Below are 15,853 nucleotides of genomic sequence, written 5' to 3'. Positions count from 1 at the left end.
GGAACGGCGCCGATGATATCTTCCGGTGATCCACGGACAACGCGAAGAAGCGCGGAGCACCCATGCCCAAGGACCACCCTCTGACTTACCGCGGCGCGTTGCGGATCCTCGGCAGTGACGACCCTTCGTGGCTCAAGGCGGTCGACCGCGCGCTGGGCGGGGTCATTCTCGCAGCTCCCGCTGTCGCCCTCTTCGGTCCGGCCGGAGTGGCCGCAGCGGTGTGGGGCGCTGTCGACCAGAAGAACCAGGCATTCACGCTGATCCAGGACACCCTCCGGGCTGTCTCCCAACGTCGCCTCAAGACCGCGGGTTACGAGCGTCGGAAGCTGGTCGCGGCCGCGCACACAGTGCTCGTGGTGACATCGTTCTTCGAGTCGCTACGGGAACGGTTGGGCAATGCTGTTTTCGACGCTCTGGCGCTCACGACTGATGAGCAGGTCGGGATGGCGTCCGGCTGGGATCGAGGGCAGGGCGAGAAGCTGGTGGACAAGCTCTACGCCGTCGACGTTCCTGCCCCGTCGGCGACTCGGGGGTTCGAGGAGAACGTCGTCGTTGTCCAGGGATGGCTGGTCGAACTTGCGGACAGAGTGGTCTCGTACTTGGAGTTGCTTGCAGCGTGGCACGGTGGTGTGGACTTCGAAGAGGTTGTGAAGACCGCCACCGTCAAGTACCGCGAGCATTACCTTCGGATGGCGTCCGACGTGCCGGAGTTCCTGATGTGGGCTTCGTTCGGAGAACATGCGGCGACCCGTGCCGAAGTGTGCGACACCCGCCACGCTCTCGCCGCCGCACTCGACCATCACGGCGCTGCCCTGATCCGGATCGAACGCCTGCTGTCCCTGGATCCACCAGCTGTCCAGTCAGTCTTACCGGACAGTCGCGTGACCATCCACCAAGCCAACACTTCCGTGCTCAACCTCTCGATCGTGCCCGATTCCCGGCCTGGCCATCGTGATGGTGCCGAGTTCCCGACCGTTGGCCAGATCTACGTAAACCCCCGTTACCGGATTTCAGGTGGGGAGATGCCCGAGGTGAAACCGTGGGACGAGAAGTGGTGGCGTGACCGTTCGGTCCGCGACGACCTGGATATGCTTCTCGCCACGCACCTCACATCAGCCGACGGCGCAGAGTGGCCACTTCTCCTGCTCGGCCATCCTGGTGCGGGTAAATCGATGCTGATGAAGGTCCTCGCCGCGCGCTTACCGGTCTCCGAGTACACGGTTGTCCGAGTGCCCTTGCGCCGTGTGGATGTCGATGCCCCGGTCTACGACCAGGTCGAACAAGCGCTGAGCGCGACCACCCACGGTCGGGTGACTTGGCCGACGCTGGTCGAGCAGAGCAAGAGCACGGTCCGGGTAGTCCTGCTCGACGGCCTTGATGAACTGCTCCAAGCGTCCTCGAACCGGCGCATGGGTTACCTCCAGGAGGTCGTCGACTTCCAGCGTCGAGAAGCGGGGATGGACCGGCCCGTTGTCGTGATCGTCACCTCGCGCACGGTCGTGGCGGACCGGGTCACCATTCCCGAGCGCTCACCGGTGGTGCGGTTGGAGGAGTTCGACGAGACCGAGGTTGCAGCGTGGCTCGACATCTGGAACGAGGTCAACCGGGCAGGTGCTCGAGCGGGTACTTTCCGACCACTGGACGTCGAGACCGCGATGACCCACCCTGACCTGGTCGAGCAGCCGCTCTTGTTGTTCATGCTGGCCCTCCATTCGGCGGATCCGAACTCGGTGAGCCTGGACGCCGACTTGTCGAAGGCCGCTCTTTACGGGCATCTGCTGGAGTCCTTCGCCCGCCGTGAGGTCACCCGCCCATTCGGAAACCGCAGCGAGGAGGACTTCGAGGAAGCGGTCGAGGACCAGATGTGGCGGCTGGGCATCGTGGCACTGGGTATGTTCAACCGGGGGCGTCACGACATCACCGAGGTTGAGCTCGAGCAGGATGCGAGGGCGTTCGCCGAGGGGGACAGCCGCGAAGCCACTGCCTCGAAGTGGACTATTGGTCAGTTTTTTTTCGTCCACTTGGCTGAGACCAACGAACACGTGCAGCGGTTGAGTGAGAAGAGCTACGAGTTCCTGCACGCCACGTTCGGCGAGTATCTCGTCGCGAGGCACCTGCTCGGCGTGGTCATCCAGCAGTTGCCGTCCGGTGGTAGGCGCCGCGACCGAAACCATGACGACCTCATGTTCGCTGCCATGTCGCACCAGCCTCTGAGCAACCGGCGAACAGTCCTCACCTTTTTGCAGGAGTTGGTAGGAGCGCTTCCGCAGGCGCAACAGGACTCCATCATTCGGATGCTTCGGGAGTTGCTACCACAACACCGGAAGCGTAATCGATCGGACAGGTTCGCTGACTACCGCCCATTGCCTACCGACCATGTGCGTGAATTGGCTGCTTACTCGGCCAACCTGGTTCTGTTGCGACTCGTGTTCGCGCCTGATGGGATGCCCCTCGATCAACTCTGGTCCAGCGACGACAACCAAGTTCAGTGGCGTTCGATGGTCGAGTTGTGGAGGGCAGGACTCGATGGTGCGAGCTGGCAGGATCTGGTGAGCTCGCTCGGCCGACACGTCGACTTGATCTTGTTAGGACTTGAGGATATCCATGAGGCGGTTGTAGCGGATGTTAGTCATGCTCGGTTGACTGGTGACATTGATTTGGTGCGTCGACTTAGATATGGCTTCGCCGTGAACGACTCTATTCTTACTTGGGCTCGATTTGATGGCCCAAAGGAGAATGTTGATCTTCTAATTAGTGGTGCACTTGACTCATCGATCCCTGGACGTATGGTAAACCTCGTACTTCCTGATGAAGTCGAAGAATCTCAAACCTGGAACAGGGCGGTAGAGATTATTGGTAGAGTACTGAAAGATCGGGGATCGCGTTTACCTTACGAGGCAATTGACCTCATAATTGGATGGGGGTTGGGGAGTGTTCCGAAAGCGCGTTTTGGGTTGCAGGTACTTCGCGAACTAGTGGTCATGCACCCGAAACTTCTGGAGAAGTATCCTGACTTGCTTGAAGATTGTCCGGCGCCTAAGGTTGCTGATAATGGGCCGGTGGGTGAACTTGGGTATGTCATTACGGTGCTGAACGAAGATCAAATTCATAGTAGTGGCCGGGGCAGTGTGATACCTGTGGAAATCGCGACTAGAGATAGTCCAGTACAACCGATCGTGCTGAGTGAGGCTCTGGAGCCTCCGCCGGGACCCGAAGGTGCTGCCGGGCGGTGACCAGGGCCGAGACCTGCTCCACGATGTGGGCCAGCGGGCTCCCGACGCCGAACACCTGGTCCACCCCCAGCGCCACCAGCTCCACCTGGTCGCGCGGCGGGATCGTGCCGCCCGCGACGACGACCACGTCGTCGAGCCCGGCGGCGCGGAAGGCGGTCATGACCTGGTCGCACTCGGCCAGGTGGTTGCCGGACAACGTGGACAGCCCCACGAGCACCGGGTCCTCCTGCTCCACGGCGGCGACGAGGTCGGCGGCGAGGGTGTGGCCGAGGTAGACGACGTCCATGCCCGCGTCGCGCAGGGCGTTGGCGACGACGATGGCGCCGCGCCAGTGGGCGTCCATGCCGAGCTTGGCGACGATCGCCTTGCGGCCCTGAAGTGCTGCTACCACAGCGGGAACTCCCATCGTCCGAGCTCGTCGCGGAACACGCGGCCGAGCTCGCCGAGCGTGACGTCGGCGTCGACGGCGGCGAGCACCGAGGGCATGGTGTTCGCGTCGGAGCGGCACGCCGACGCGACGGCGTCCAGGGCCGCGGCGGCCGCGGCCGACGACCGCCTGGACCGCACGGCCTCCAGCTGGGCGGTCTGCCGTTCCAGGGTGCCGCCGGGGAGCTCGAACAGCGCCATCTCCTCGTCGTCGCCCTCCAGGTGGGTGTTCACGCCGACCACGAGCGACTCGCCGGTCTCGATGGCCATCTGGTCGGCGTACGCGGTGCCCGCCAGCTCGGAGTGCACCCAGCCCTGCTCGGTCGCGGCCACGATCCCGCCGAGCCCGTCGACCACCCGCACCACCGAGGCCGCGCGCTCCTCCAGCGAGTCGGTGAGGTACTCGACGAGGTGGCTGCCCCCCAACGGGTCCGCGACCTTGGCCACGCCGGTCTCGTGCAGCAGCACGTACTGGGTGCGCAGCGCGGTCATGGCGGCGTGCTCGCTCGGGATGCACACGGCCTCGTCGTACCCGTTGAGGTGCAACGACTGCGTGCCACCGCACACCGCCGCGAGGCCCTGCAGCGCGCTGCGGGCGATGTTCACGTGCGCGTGCCGGGCGGCGTTGGTCACGCCCGAGGTCTGCACGTGGTAGCGGAACAGCTGGGCGCGCGGGTCGGTGACGCCGAGCTCGTCGCGGACCCAGCGGGCCCACATCCGGCGCAGCGCCCGGTACTTCGCGACCTCCTCGAAGAAGTCGTTGTGCGCGCAGAGGAAGAACGAGATCCGGGACAGCGCGGCCTCGGGCCGGTGGCCGCGCCGCACGAGCTCGCGGGCGACGGCCTGGCCGTGCGCGAGGCACAGCGCCATCTCCAGCGTCGCGTCGGCACCGGCCTCGCGGTAGTTGTACCCGCTGACGCTGACCGGGTTCCACCGCGGCAGCTCGCGCAGCGCGAAGTCCGCGAGGTCGCACGCCAGCCGGAACGACCCGGCGGGCGGCAGCGCCTCCGGGGCGATGGTGATGGCGGTCTCCATCAGGAAGTCGTTCTGGCTCGTGCCCGCCAGCCGCCGCCGGTCGAACCCCTGGCGCTCGGCGGACCGCACGAACATCGCCAGGTGGGCCACGGCGCCGATCGGCTGCGACGACACCAGCGACACGCTGACCTCGTCCAGCGGGATGGCCTTGAACAGGGCGTCGAAGTCGTCGCGCACGTCGACGGCGACCCCGCCGCGGCCGACGTCGGTGCCGGCGCGCGGCTCGTCGGAGTCGAACGCCCGCAGGCTCGGGTAGTCGAAGACGCCGTTGATGCCGGTCGATCCGCCGTCGAGCAGCATCCGGTAGCGGACGTTGGTGTCCTGCGCGGTGCCGAACCCGGCGAGCTGCCGGATCGTCCACGGCCGCTCGCGGTACATCGTGGGCCGGATCCCCCTGGTGAACGGGAAACCGCCCGGCTCGCCCAGCCGCGCGGCCAGGTCCGGGGCCACGTGGTCGGGTCCGGCGACCGGCGGGAGGGGCACGCCGCTGGCCGTGGTCATCTCCTGCGTCATGTCGTGGCACCGGTCCGTTCTCGCAGGCTGTCCAGGAGGTGGGCCACGTCGTCCGCCCGGCCCACCGGGATCCGGACGTGGTCGGCGAGCCCGACGTCGGCCAGGTCGCGCAGTCCCGGCACCGGTCCGGGCAGCCGGGCCAGCACGAAGTCCGCCGCGGACGGGAGGAACTCGATGCCCAGCTCGGTCAGGCCGCGGCACAGCAGCGCGCGGGCGGCGCGGTTGTCCGCCCTGGCCCGAGCGAGGAAGGCGGGGTTCGCCAGGGCGTCGAACGCGGCGGTCCGCGCGGGGGTGTCAGCGGTCCCGCCCCTGATCCGCCCGGCCACCGCCGGGTCGCCGATCAGGTAGCCGACCGGGACCTCGGGGAACGACCGCAGCACGCACACGTTGTGGCCGTGGGCCGCCCACCAGCGGGCGGAGGTGAAGTCGGGGCCCAGCGCGTACTCCGCGCAGGTCTCGTCGAACACGACGAGCGCGTCGTTGTACCGGGCGGCGGCGCAGATCCGGCGCACGGACTCCGCGCCGAGCACCGTCCCGGTGCGGTCGTGGGGGTTGCTCACGAACGCCAGCCCGACCCCGCGTTCGAACCGCAGGCACAGCTCCGCCGCGGGGATCCGGTAGTCGAGCAGGGGCAGCTCGTCGGCGGGGATCCCCGCGGCGGCGAGGCAGCGGGTGTGGGACGTGTGGCCGCCGACCAGGACCGGGCCGCGGGTCCTGGCCAGCCGCAGGACGAGCTCGTCGGTGCCTGCTGCCACGACGACCCGGTCCCCGTCGACGAAGTGATGGGCTGCGATGCTCTCGACTAGGCTCCTCACCAGCCGAAAGTAGCGCGGGGGCCTCTCAGCCCGGTCTCCGTGCTCAGCGGTAGCCGGTGGTGTCCGCGGGCTTGCCGGGGTCCTGCACCTCGACCATGTACCGCCACGCGTCCGGCTGGCTGCCGTCGAGGTCGGTGAACCCGTAGACCTGCGCCAGCTGCCCGCTGGACAGCGACTTCCCGTTCCACCGCGACACGTCCGGGTCGGCGGCCAGCGCGGCCACCGCGCGGCCCACGTAGGCCGGGCTCTCCGAGATCGCGAAGTGCGGCTGGAACTTCGTGGCGTCGCGCCAGTTCTCCTCGGTCACGCCGAACTCGCCGAGCATGAACTCCGAGCGCAGCCACCCCGGCGTGAGCAGCACCGCCGTGGCGCCGTGCGGGGCGACCTCGTGCGCCAGCGCGAACGCCATCCGGCTCACGGCGCCCTTGGCCAGGTCGTAGAAGAAGGAGTTGCGGTAGTTGACCGCGTTGTACTCGTCGGTCCCGTCGGTGACCTCCACGACCAGCCCGCCCGGCGACTTGATCAGCAGCGGGAGCGCGAAGTGGCTGGTGATCGCGTGCGTGTCGACCGCGAGCCGCAGCGTGTGCAGGCCGTTGTCCAGGTCGGACTCCCACACCGCCTTCTGCCACTCCATGGCGGTGGTGCCCCAGATGTCGTTCACCAGCACGTGCAGCGCGCCCTGCTCGGACCCGATCCGGTCGACGAGCTCGCGCACCTGCTCGGGCACGAGGTGGTCGACCTGCACCGGGATGCCCTCGCCGCCCGCCGCGGTGACCTGCTCGGCGGTCTCCTCGATGGTCTCCGGCCGGTTCATCTCCGACTTCTCGGAACGGGTGGTCCGGCCGGTGACGTAGACGGTCGCCCCGGCCGCGCCCAGCTGGACGGCGATGCCGCGGCCCGCGCCGCGGGTTCCGCCCGCCACCAGTGCGACTTTGCCTGCCAAAGGTCGGTTCATCGCCCGACCGTATCGGGGACCTCTCAAGTCGCGCTTGAGCCGGTCTTCGCGGGCGGGTCGCGGCTCCAGGCGTTGGCACCATCGGGTGCATGGACCAGCGGATGGTGCGCGACTACCTGGAACGCATCGGTGCGCCGATGCCCCGCGCGGCGGACCTCGAGACCCTGCGCGAACTGCACGAACGGCACCTCTACGCGGTGCCGTTCGAGAACATCTACACCCGGATGGGGACACCCGTCGAGCTCGACGAGGACGTCTACGTCGACAAGGTCGTCCGGCTGCGCCGCGGCGGTGGCTGCTACGAGCTGAACGGGGCGTTCGGCGCCCTGCTCCGCGCGCTGGGGTACCGGGTGACCCTGCTCGCCGCCGCGCCGTTCAAGCCGGACGGCGAGCCCATGTTCGCCCTCGACCACCTCGTGCTGCGGGTCGACCTGGACAGCCCGTGGATGCTCGACGTCGGGTTCGGCCAGGGCTACGTGTTCCCGCTGCGGATGGACACCGACGAGGTGCAGGCCGACCCGGCGGGGGAGTTCCGGGTGGTCGAGGCCCCCTACGGCGACGTGGACGTGCTGTTCGACGGCGCGCCGAAGTACCGGGTGGAGGCGCACCCGCGGCGGTGGTGCGACTTCCAGCCGTCCTGGGACTGGCACCACGCCTCGCCGGAGTCGTTCTGGAACACCATGGACCTGTGCTCGCTCAAGACACCCACCGGTCGGGTGACGCTGCACGGGAACCGGCTGATCACCACCGACCGGGACGGCACGACTGAGCGCCTGCTGGACGAGCGGGAGCTGCTCGACGTCTACCGCGGCACGTTCGGCATCGAGCTCGACCGCCCGCCGTCGGCGTTCCGGCGCGGACCGGACATGGCCGAGGTGATCTGACCACCGGAAAGGCCCCTGGCGGCGGTGCTCCCGCTGCCAGGGGCCTTTTCCGCGCCCGGAGGTTCACACGTTCGTGCGCACCTCTTCCTGCCGCGGCGCGGCGACGTGGGTGTCCGTCGAGCGCCGGGACCGGATGAGCAGCGCGGCCAGGATCGCGGCGACGGCGAACACGCCGCCGGTCGCGAAGCCCGCCGTCATGGACTCGCCGAACACGAACCCGTCCAGCGCCTCCGCCGGCAGGTCGGACGGCGGGTTCGCCGCGGCCGCGGCACCCGCCGTGGCGGCGACCGCCACGATGATCGCCAGCGAGAGCGACGACCCGATGTTCTGCACCGCGTTGACGACGCTGGACGCCGACCCGGAACCCTCGTCGTCGACGCCGGTGGTCGCGCGGATGGTCGCCGGGATGATCGTGAACGCCAACCCCGCCCCCACGAAGAGCAGGGGTGGCAGCACGGCGGTCCAGAAGCTGTCGCCCGCCTGCATCCTCATCAGCCACGCGTTCGAGCCCAGCAGCATCAGCGCGCCGAGCACGACCACCGTCCTGGCGCCCAGCCTCGGCTCCAGCCGCGCCGCGAGCCCGGCCGCGCCGACCATGCCGACCGACACCAGCAGGAACGCCAGCGCGACCGCCATGGCGGTGTAGCCGAGGAACATCTGCAGGTACTGGCTGAGGAAGAAGAAGATGCCGATCTGGGTGCCGGGCATGAGCAGCAGGACCAGGTAGGCGCCGACCCTCGTGCGGTCGGTGAACAGGCCGAGGTCCAGCAGCGGCTCCCTGGTGCGCTTGGTGACGAGGACGAACAGCGCGAACGCGACGACCCCGGTGGCGTAGCAGGCGATCACCGGCGCGGTGCGCCAGCCGTCACCGGTCGAGTTGGCCAGTGCGTAGACCAGCGAGACCAGGCCGACGGTCGACAGGAGCGCGCCGGGCACGTCGAAGCGCCCGGACTGGCGCGGGGTCTCCGCGACCACCGCGGGGGTGACGACCAGCAGCGCCAGGCCGATGACGCCCGCCAGCAGCATCTGCAGCTGCCACGACCCGGTGGCCCCGAGGGCTCCGGCGACGAGCAGGCCGATGGCCGCGCCCGTGCCGCCCGCGATCGTGTACACGCCGATCGCCCTGCGCCGCAGCGGTCCCTCGGAGAAGGTGTTGAGGATCAGGGCGAGCACGCACGGCGTCGCCAGCGCCGCACCGGTGCCCTGGACGGCCCGAGCGGCGATCAGCGGCCAGGCGTCGGGGGCGACGGCGCGGGACAGGCAGCCGACCGTGTAGAGCGCCATGCCCGCGATGAACACCCGGCGCTTGCCGAGGATGTCGCCGATCCGGCCGCCGAGCAGCAGCAGACCGCCGAACGGGAGGAGGTAGGCGTTGACGACCCAGCCGAGCTCGGTCTGGCTGAGCTGGAGGGCTTCGGCGATCTGGGCGAGGGAGATGTTGACGACCATCTCGTCCACCAGGATGAGTCCCCAGAAGCTCACCACGACGGCTAGGGCGACCGCCGTGCGACCCCTGATCCTGGCGGGTTGGCCCTCGGCCAACGGTTTCGCGGACATGGCGGCTCCTTCTGGGGACTCCTCGTGGCTGGGTTCAGGACGCCTCCACCCCGCTCGCCGAGTGTTCTAGCCGCACCACAGCTTGTCAAGACGATACTGCTGTCTTGACAAGCTGTGGTGCGCCCAGAGATGGCTTCGGATCGGGGTGCAGGGTGGGGACTGGCTACGCCGGCATCGGCTTCGCCGACCAGGCATCCGGCTTCGCCGGACCGGGTGCGGCGGTCACCGGGCTAGGGCGCCGGGACGATGGACATGCCGTGCTTGAACACGTTGCGCGGGTCGTAGCGCTTCTTGATGCGCTGCAGCCGCGGGTAGTTGTCCCGGTAGTACAGGGCGTGCCACGGGACGCCGGAGGTGTTCCACGCCGGGTCGAGCAGGTCGCTGTCGGCGTAGTTGATGAACGCCCCGCCGTTGATCGCGTTGGGGACGGGGACGCCGCCGGTGCTCGCGTAGACGTCGCGGTAGAGGTTGCGGACCCAGGTCATGTTGGCCTCGTCCTCCCACTCGCCGGTCCAGCCGCCCGCCGTGAAGTAGACGCGCAGGATCGAGTCGCGGTGGACGGCGGCGGTCGCGTCGGAGGGGACGCTGTTGATCTGGCCGCCGAAGCCGGTGATGTTGACCAGGGCGTTGGGGTTGGAGTAGTTCGTGTCGGTGAGGTACCGGTAGATCGTGGAGATCTGCTGGTCGGTGTAGCCCTTGCGCAGGTCGGCCGTCTTGTTCTTCTGGCGGCCCGCCGGGTCGCTGACCCAGTTGCGCGGGTCGAGCCAGGAGGTGACCTCGCCGAAGTCCGACATCGGGGGGACGCCGACGCCCGCCATGACCGCGTCGAAGTGCGCGTTCAACAGGGCCTCGCCGCCCGGTACCGTGTCCTCGACGCCCGCGAGGAGGCCGATCGTGCCCGCCGAGGCGTGGTTGGCGAAGAGGGTGCCCCACACCTTGGTGTTGGGGGAGCCCGGCGCGCTGTTCTGCTCGAACCAGGTGCAGTAGTTGCGGATCAGCTTGACGAACGCCTGCTCGGACATCGACTCCCAGGACCACATGACCATGCGGGCGCGCTGGTTGCCGGTCTTGGGCAGCAGCTTGCTCGGGTCGTTGGAGGTGACGCCGGGGGTGCGGAACCAGTAGCGGGTCGCCACGCCGAAGTTGCCGCCACCGCCGCCGGTGTGCGCCCACCACAGGTCGCGGTTCGGGTCGTTGGCCTCGCGGGTGGCGGTGACGAGCCTGGGGGTGCCGTTGGCGTCGACCGTGACGACCTCGACGGCGTGCAGGTGGTCGACGGTGATGCCGTGCCTGCGGGAGAAGAAGCCGTAGCCGCCGCCGGGGATGTGCCCGCCGACGCCGACCTCAGCGCAGCCCGTGCCGGGGATCATCAGGCCCCAGCCCTTGAACAGGGACTCGGCGACCTTGCCGATGCTGGCGCCCGGCTCCACGGCGAAGGCGCGCTTGGCCTCGTCGTAGTAGACCTCGTCCAGCTGGGACAGGTCGATGAGCGCCTTGATGTCCGGCGTGGCGGTGAAGTTCTCCATGCAGTGCCCGCCGGAGCGGACCGCGAGCCGCTTGTTGTTCGCCACGGCCTCGCCGACGGCGTCCACGACCTGCTTGGGCGTGCCGACGACCTTGGCGTAGTCGGGCGTGCCGGTGTAGCGGGTGTTGTGCGCCTGCTGGATGCTCTTGTACCGCGGGTCACCGGCCGGGATGGTGACGGGGCCGAAGGGGCCGCAGTTGCCTGCCGCGTCGGCGCTCGCGGCCGCGACCGACGTACCCGTCACCAGGCTCGCACCGCCGATCGCCGTACCTGCCAGGAATCCTCGACGGGTCAGTCCGTTCATTTCTCACCTCTGGATCACGTGGTGCCGTGGATCGATGTGCGCCGAAATGCGATCCCCTCGACCCCGGCGGCGGAATTCATTCCACTCCGCCGCCGAGATCAAGCGAGACCACCGGTTCAGCTTTTTCTCAGACCTGTTCGCTTCCCGATGGGTCAGCGCTTGAACGGCTTTCCCATGGGGAAGGGCTTGCCGCCCAGAGCGGAGTTCACGGCGCTCGCGAAGAGGTACATGCCGACGACCGGCATGACGAAGAGCGCCACGACACCGGGGTGCAGGATGAACGGGTCGCCGCCCGCGCCCGGACGGGCGATGCTGACCGCGGCGAACAGCGTGATCAGCGAGAAGTCGATGAGCACGAACAGCAGCGTGTAGACCTTCTGCAGGCGCAGCGTCGCGAAGGTCATGACGACCATCGTGACGAACCACAGCAGCAGGAAGTTGGCCTGCGCACCCCGCTGGGCGGGCTCGGGGAGCTTGCCGAACCAGTTGTTCAGCAGGCCGAGGACCAGCACGGAGAAGCTCAGCCAGAAGGTGCCGAACAGGCCGAACATCGAGGCCATGACACCTTCGTTGCGGCGGATCGCCCACGCTGCGGAGGCGAACAGCAGGCCGCTCGCGATGATCATGATCGGCAGCGGCGCGGCGAGCGTGCTGGGGATCGTGGTCTGGTTGAAGCCGGTGAGGAACAGCGCGAGCGACAGCGCCGCGATCGCGAAGGCCGGGAAGCCCAGCAGCGCGGGGCTCGCGCTGAGGGAGGTCGGCACCTCGGTCGGGGCGGGAGCGGGCGCGGTGTCGACCGCGTGCCCGTTCGTGGTCTGGGACGGGATTGCCGTTGTGGTCATGGGACTCTCCGGTTGCTCGACATCTGGCGAACCGAAAGCTAGCGCCGTCCGATATCACTTCAGTAATCTCGCGCATTCGAAAGGGTCTTGCGCGGCTCTCACGTCGGTCTTGCGGTCTTGTTCCCGTGTGCGCACCTCCAATTTACTGCCCGAGGTGGCACGCCGATAACCAGGCTGAAATGGGGGTTGTATGCGCACGCTGCTCATCGACAACCACGATTCGTACACCTACAACCTCTTCCAGTTGATGGCCGGGGTTTACGGCACGCCTCCGGTGGTGGTGACCAACGACGACGAGCGGTGGGCCACGCTCGCGGTCGACGACTTCGACGCGGTCGTCGTGTCGCCCGGCCCCGGCCACCCCGGCCGCGAGCGCGACCTCGGCGCGGTGCGGGAGCTGCTGCGGCACACGAACGTCCCGCTGCTGGGCGTGTGCCTCGGCCACCAGGCCATCGCGCTGCTCGCCGGTGCCGACGTGGTCGGTGCCCCCCAGCCGCGGCACGGGCACCTCACGCGGGTGCGGCACAACGGCGCGGGGCTGTTCGACGGGCTGCCGCAGGACTTCGTGGCGGTGCGCTACCACTCCCTGTGCGTGCCCGCGCGGGACCTGCCCCCGTCGCTGGAGCCCACGGCGTGGGCCGAGGACGGCGTCCTGATGGGGCTGCGGCACCGCGACCGGCCGATGTGGGGCGTGCAGTTCCACCCCGAGTCCATCGCCTCCGAGCACGGCGCCGCGCTGATCGAGAACTTCGGCCGGGTCGCCGCGAAGACGTTGGCGGAGCAGGGGAAGGCGCTCGGCGCGCCCCTCGTCCTGCCGACCCCCCGAACCGTCCCGGTCGCGCCTGTCGCGCCGGAACCCGCGCCCTGGCGCCTGCGGCACCGCGAGATCGGCCGCCAGGTCGACACGGCGGCGGCGTTCACCGAGCTGTTCGCCGACCTGGACCACGCGTTCTGGTTGGACAGCAGCAGGATCGAGCCCGGCCTGTCGCGGTTCTCCTTCCTCGGCGCGCCGGAGGGACCGCACGGCGAGGTGCTGACCTACCGGGTGGACGACGGCGGCGAGTCGGTGTTCGACGCGCTGCGCGCCCGGCTCGCGGAGCCCGTGGACGGCGTGCCGGACCTGCCGTTCGACCTCGCCTCCGGGTACGTCGGCTACTTCGGCTACGAGCTCAAGGGCGAGCTGGGCTCGCCGAACCGGCACCGGGCGGCCACCCCGGACGCCGTGTGGATGTCCACCACCCGACTCGTCGTCGTGGACCACGAGCTGCACCGCACCCACCTGATCGCCTTGAGCCGCACCGGCGACGACCCGTCGGCCGCCGAGTGGCTCGACGACGCCGAGCGCAGGCTCGCCGACCTGGCCCCGCTGCCGGAGCCCCGGACACCGCTGGGCCTCGGCTACGACCCCGGTCCCGGTCTGCTGCGGCACCGCCAGGAGTACCTGGACAACGTCGAGGCGTGCCAACGGCAGCTGCACGCCGGCGAGAGCTACGAGATCTGCCTGACCACCCGCACGACGCTGCCGCTGGACATGGACCCGTTGGCGCTGTACCTGGTGCAGCGCCGCACGAACCCCGCACCGCAGGCCGCCTTCCTGCGCCTGGGCGGCATCTCCGTGCTGTGCTCCTCGCCCGAGCGGTTCCTGCGGGTCACCGGCGACCGGACCGTGGAGTCCAAGCCCATCAAGGGGACCGCCGCCCGCGGCACCGACCCGGTGTCCGACGAACGGCTGCGCGCGAGCCTCACCGAGGACCCCAAGGTCCGCGCCGAGAACCTGATGATCGTCGACCTGCTGCGCAACGACCTCGGCCGGGTGTGCGAGATCGGCTCGGTGCACGTGCCGAGGTACATGGCGGTGGAGAGCTACGCGACGGTGCACCAGCTGGTGTCCACCGTGCGCGGCACGCTGCGCGAGGACGTCGACACGATCGCCTGCGTGCGGGCGTGCTTCCCCGGCGGCTCGATGACCGGGGCGCCGAAGCTGCGCACGATGGAGATCCTCGACCAGCTGGAGAGCACCCCGCGCGGCATCTTCTCCGGCTCCATCGGCTTCCTGGGCCGCAACGGGACCGCCGACCTGAACATCGTCATCCGCACGGCCGTCGCCGAGGGGAAGAGCCTGCTCATCGGCGCCGGTGGCGCCATCGTGCTCGACTCCGACCCGGCCGACGAGTTCGACGAGATGCTGCTGAAGGCGCGCGCCCCGATGCGCGGACTCGGTGTGGACCTCGGCCGGGTGGCCCCCCAACCACACCTCATGGAGACACCGCGATGACGCGCACCGGCAAGGAGTACCTCGAATCCCTGCGGGACGGCCGGGTGATCTGGCTGGACGGCGAGCAGGTCGACGACGTGACCACGCACCCCGCGTTCCGGCGGTCGCTCGGCTCGATCGCGGGCCTCTACGACCTCACCCACGACGAGCGGTACGAGGACGTGCTCACCGCGCCGCTGCCGGGGTCGACCGAGAAGATGCTGCGGGCGCACCAGATCCCGACCTCCAAGGAGGAGCTGCGGGCCAAGGGCAGGGCGTTCAAGGTGTGGTCCGAGGCGACGTTCGGCTTCTTCGGCCGCTCGCCCGACTACATGGCCTCCGCCGTCGCCGGGTTCGCCACCGTGCCGGACGTCTTCGCGGGCGGCGAGTTCGACGGGTCGGCCAACGTCGTCGCGCACTGGCGGCGGATGGCCGAGAACGACCTCTACCAGGCGCACACCCTGGTCAACCCCCAGATCGACCGCACCAAGCCGCCGTCGGAGCAGGAGGAGGACGACCTGTGCCTGCGGGTGGTGGCCGAACGCGGTGACGGGATCGTGGTGCGCGGCGCCAAGATGATCGGCACCGCGGCCGCGTTCGCCGACGAGATCCTGGTGGGCGTCACCCAGCGGATGTCGCCCGCCGAGGCCGACTACGCGCTCAGCTTCTCCGTCCAGGTCGCCACCCCCGGCGTGAAGTTCGTCAGCCGCACGTCCTACGAGGCGCGCGCGACGAGCGTGTTCGACTACCCGCTGTCCAGCCGGTTCGACGAGAACGACGCCCTGGTGGTGTTCGACAACGTCTTCGTGCCGTGGGAACGGGTCTTCGCCTACCGCGAGCCCGACAAGTGCCACCACCAGTTCTGGAAGACCCCCGCCTTCGTCAGCTTCGTGCACCACGGCGCCATCCGGCTGTGGACGAAGCTCGAGTTCCTCACCGGCGTGGCGATCCTGGTGGCGAAGGCCAACAACACCTACGACCTGCCCCCGGTGCGGATGCAGATCGGCAAGCTCATGACGTGGCTCAACACCGCGAAGGCCATCGCGGTCGCCATCGAGGACGGCGCGGAGCCGGTGCCCGGCGGCGGTGGCGCGGTGATGCCCAACCGCGAGATGTCGTGCGCGCAGCTGGCCGTCGGCCCCGACCTGTACCCGAAGGTGCTGGCCGAGATCAAGCTGCTCGCGGGCGGCGGGCTGATCCAGCTCCCGTCCTCCTTCCGCGACCTGCGCAACCCCGAGGTCGCGGGGCTGCTGGCGAAGTACGTCCGCTCGCCGGGCCACGACTCCGAGGCGCGGATCAAGCTGCTCAAGCTCGCGTGGGACGCGCTCGGCAGCGAGTTCGCCGGACGGCACGACCAGTACGAGCGCTTCTACCACGGGTCGCCGCACGTCTACCTCCCCACGATCGTCCGCGAGGGCGACCCCGACGCGTACGCGGCGCTGGCGCGCCGGTGCCTCGACGGATACGGCCTCGACGAGCTGTGACACCGCCACCACCCGAGAGGACACCG

At 69.1% G+C, this 15,853-nt stretch carries 11 protein-coding genes; 4 read left to right on the top strand and 7 right to left on the bottom strand.

All coding sequences use genetic code 11. The features are described 5' to 3' along the window. Positions 1-62: 62 nt before the first annotated feature. The gene (locus CLV43_RS09975) at positions 63-3,233 is read left to right on the top strand and encodes an NACHT domain-containing protein (protein WP_106186743.1); all 3,171 of its coding nucleotides are present in this window, start codon (positions 63-65) and stop codon (positions 3,231-3,233) included. On the opposite strand, the gene CLV43_RS09970 is transcribed toward CLV43_RS09975, so the two are convergent. The 4 genes from CLV43_RS09970 to CLV43_RS09955 are packed head-to-tail and all read right to left on the bottom strand — an operon-like array spanning position 3,151 to position 6,977. Continuing rightward, positions 3,151-3,624: a cobalamin B12-binding domain-containing protein gene (locus tag CLV43_RS09970; protein ID WP_245886240.1), complete on the bottom strand. Its 474-nt coding sequence runs from the start codon at positions 3,622-3,624 to the stop codon at positions 3,151-3,153. The genes CLV43_RS09975 and CLV43_RS09970 overlap by 83 nt on opposite strands. Beyond that, the gene (locus tag CLV43_RS09965) at positions 3,618-5,207 is read right to left on the bottom strand and encodes a methylmalonyl-CoA mutase family protein (protein WP_106186741.1); all 1,590 of its coding nucleotides are present in this window, start codon (positions 5,205-5,207) and stop codon (positions 3,618-3,620) included. The genes CLV43_RS09970 and CLV43_RS09965 overlap by 7 nt, the downstream gene beginning before the upstream one ends. Next, on the bottom strand, positions 5,204-6,022 hold the full coding sequence (locus tag CLV43_RS09960) for an aminotransferase class I/II-fold pyridoxal phosphate-dependent enzyme (RefSeq protein WP_170155775.1): 819 nt from the start codon (positions 6,020-6,022) through the stop codon (positions 5,204-5,206). The genes CLV43_RS09965 and CLV43_RS09960 overlap by 4 nt, the downstream gene beginning before the upstream one ends. Before the next feature lie 43 nt (positions 6,023-6,065). Further along, positions 6,066-6,977 (bottom strand): SDR family oxidoreductase, encoded by a 912-nt coding sequence (locus tag CLV43_RS09955; RefSeq protein WP_106186739.1) that lies wholly within the window; start codon positions 6,975-6,977, stop codon positions 6,066-6,068. 89 nt (positions 6,978-7,066) lie between these two features. Between CLV43_RS09955 and CLV43_RS09950 the strand changes: the two genes are divergently transcribed. After that, the gene (locus CLV43_RS09950; protein ID WP_106186738.1) at positions 7,067-7,861 is read left to right on the top strand and encodes an arylamine N-acetyltransferase family protein; all 795 of its coding nucleotides are present in this window, start codon (positions 7,067-7,069) and stop codon (positions 7,859-7,861) included. 63 nt (positions 7,862-7,924) lie between these two features. Here the strand turns inward: CLV43_RS09950 and CLV43_RS09945 are convergent, their stop codons facing one another. From CLV43_RS09945 to CLV43_RS09935, 3 genes are all read right to left on the bottom strand, one after another. After that, positions 7,925-9,418: an MFS transporter gene (locus CLV43_RS09945; RefSeq protein ID WP_106186737.1), complete on the bottom strand. Its 1,494-nt coding sequence runs from the start codon at positions 9,416-9,418 to the stop codon at positions 7,925-7,927. 230 nt (positions 9,419-9,648) lie between these two features. Further along, a complete protein-coding gene (locus tag CLV43_RS09940; protein WP_106186736.1) occupies positions 9,649-11,247 on the bottom strand; it encodes an FAD-binding oxidoreductase in 1,599 nt (532 codons plus the stop codon). Positions 11,248-11,399: 152 nt separating this feature from the next. Beyond that, positions 11,400-12,089 (bottom strand): GPR1/FUN34/YaaH family transporter, encoded by a 690-nt coding sequence (locus CLV43_RS09935; RefSeq protein ID WP_106186735.1) that lies wholly within the window; start codon positions 12,087-12,089, stop codon positions 11,400-11,402. 190 nt (positions 12,090-12,279) lie between these two features. Between CLV43_RS09935 and pabB the strand changes: the two genes are divergently transcribed. Together pabB and CLV43_RS09925 are read left to right on the top strand one after the other, a co-directional pair. Further along, a complete protein-coding gene (gene pabB, locus CLV43_RS09930; RefSeq protein ID WP_106186734.1) occupies positions 12,280-14,364 on the top strand; it encodes an aminodeoxychorismate synthase component I in 2,085 nt (694 codons plus the stop codon). Beyond that, the gene (locus CLV43_RS09925; RefSeq protein ID WP_106186733.1) at positions 14,361-15,827 is read left to right on the top strand and encodes a 4-hydroxyphenylacetate 3-hydroxylase family protein; all 1,467 of its coding nucleotides are present in this window, start codon (positions 14,361-14,363) and stop codon (positions 15,825-15,827) included. Before pabB ends, CLV43_RS09925 begins: the two co-directional genes overlap by 4 nt. The last annotated feature ends 26 nt before the right edge of the window (positions 15,828-15,853 follow it).

It is taken from the genome of Umezawaea tangerina, from assembly GCF_003002815.1.
In the GTDB taxonomy this organism is placed as follows: Bacteria; Actinomycetota; Actinomycetes; order Mycobacteriales; family Pseudonocardiaceae; genus Umezawaea; species Umezawaea tangerina.
The sequence above is the reverse complement of the archived record's forward strand: the minus strand, read 5'-3'. Positions and strand labels throughout refer to the sequence as shown.

Bases quoted from the DNA above. Each gene is read 5' to 3' on its own strand.
- CLV43_RS09975 (WP_106186743.1), top strand. From the start codon at position 63: ATGCCCAAGGACCACCCTCTGACTTACCGCGGCGCGTTGCGGATCCTC.
- CLV43_RS09965 (WP_106186741.1), bottom strand. From the start codon at position 5,207: ATGACGCAGGAGATGACCACGGCCAGCGGCGTGCCCCTCCCGCCGGTC.
- CLV43_RS09955 (WP_106186739.1), bottom strand. From the start codon at position 6,977: ATGAACCGACCTTTGGCAGGCAAAGTCGCACTGGTGGCGGGCGGAACC.
- CLV43_RS09950 (WP_106186738.1), top strand. From the start codon at position 7,067: ATGGACCAGCGGATGGTGCGCGACTACCTGGAACGCATCGGTGCGCCG.
- CLV43_RS09945 (WP_106186737.1), bottom strand. From the start codon at position 9,418: ATGTCCGCGAAACCGTTGGCCGAGGGCCAACCCGCCAGGATCAGGGGT.
- CLV43_RS09940 (WP_106186736.1), bottom strand. From the start codon at position 11,247: ATGAACGGACTGACCCGTCGAGGATTCCTGGCAGGTACGGCGATCGGC.
- CLV43_RS09935 (WP_106186735.1), bottom strand. From the start codon at position 12,089: ATGACCACAACGGCAATCCCGTCCCAGACCACGAACGGGCACGCGGTC.
- pabB (WP_106186734.1), top strand. From the start codon at position 12,280: ATGCGCACGCTGCTCATCGACAACCACGATTCGTACACCTACAACCTC.
- CLV43_RS09925 (WP_106186733.1), top strand. From the start codon at position 14,361: ATGACGCGCACCGGCAAGGAGTACCTCGAATCCCTGCGGGACGGCCGG.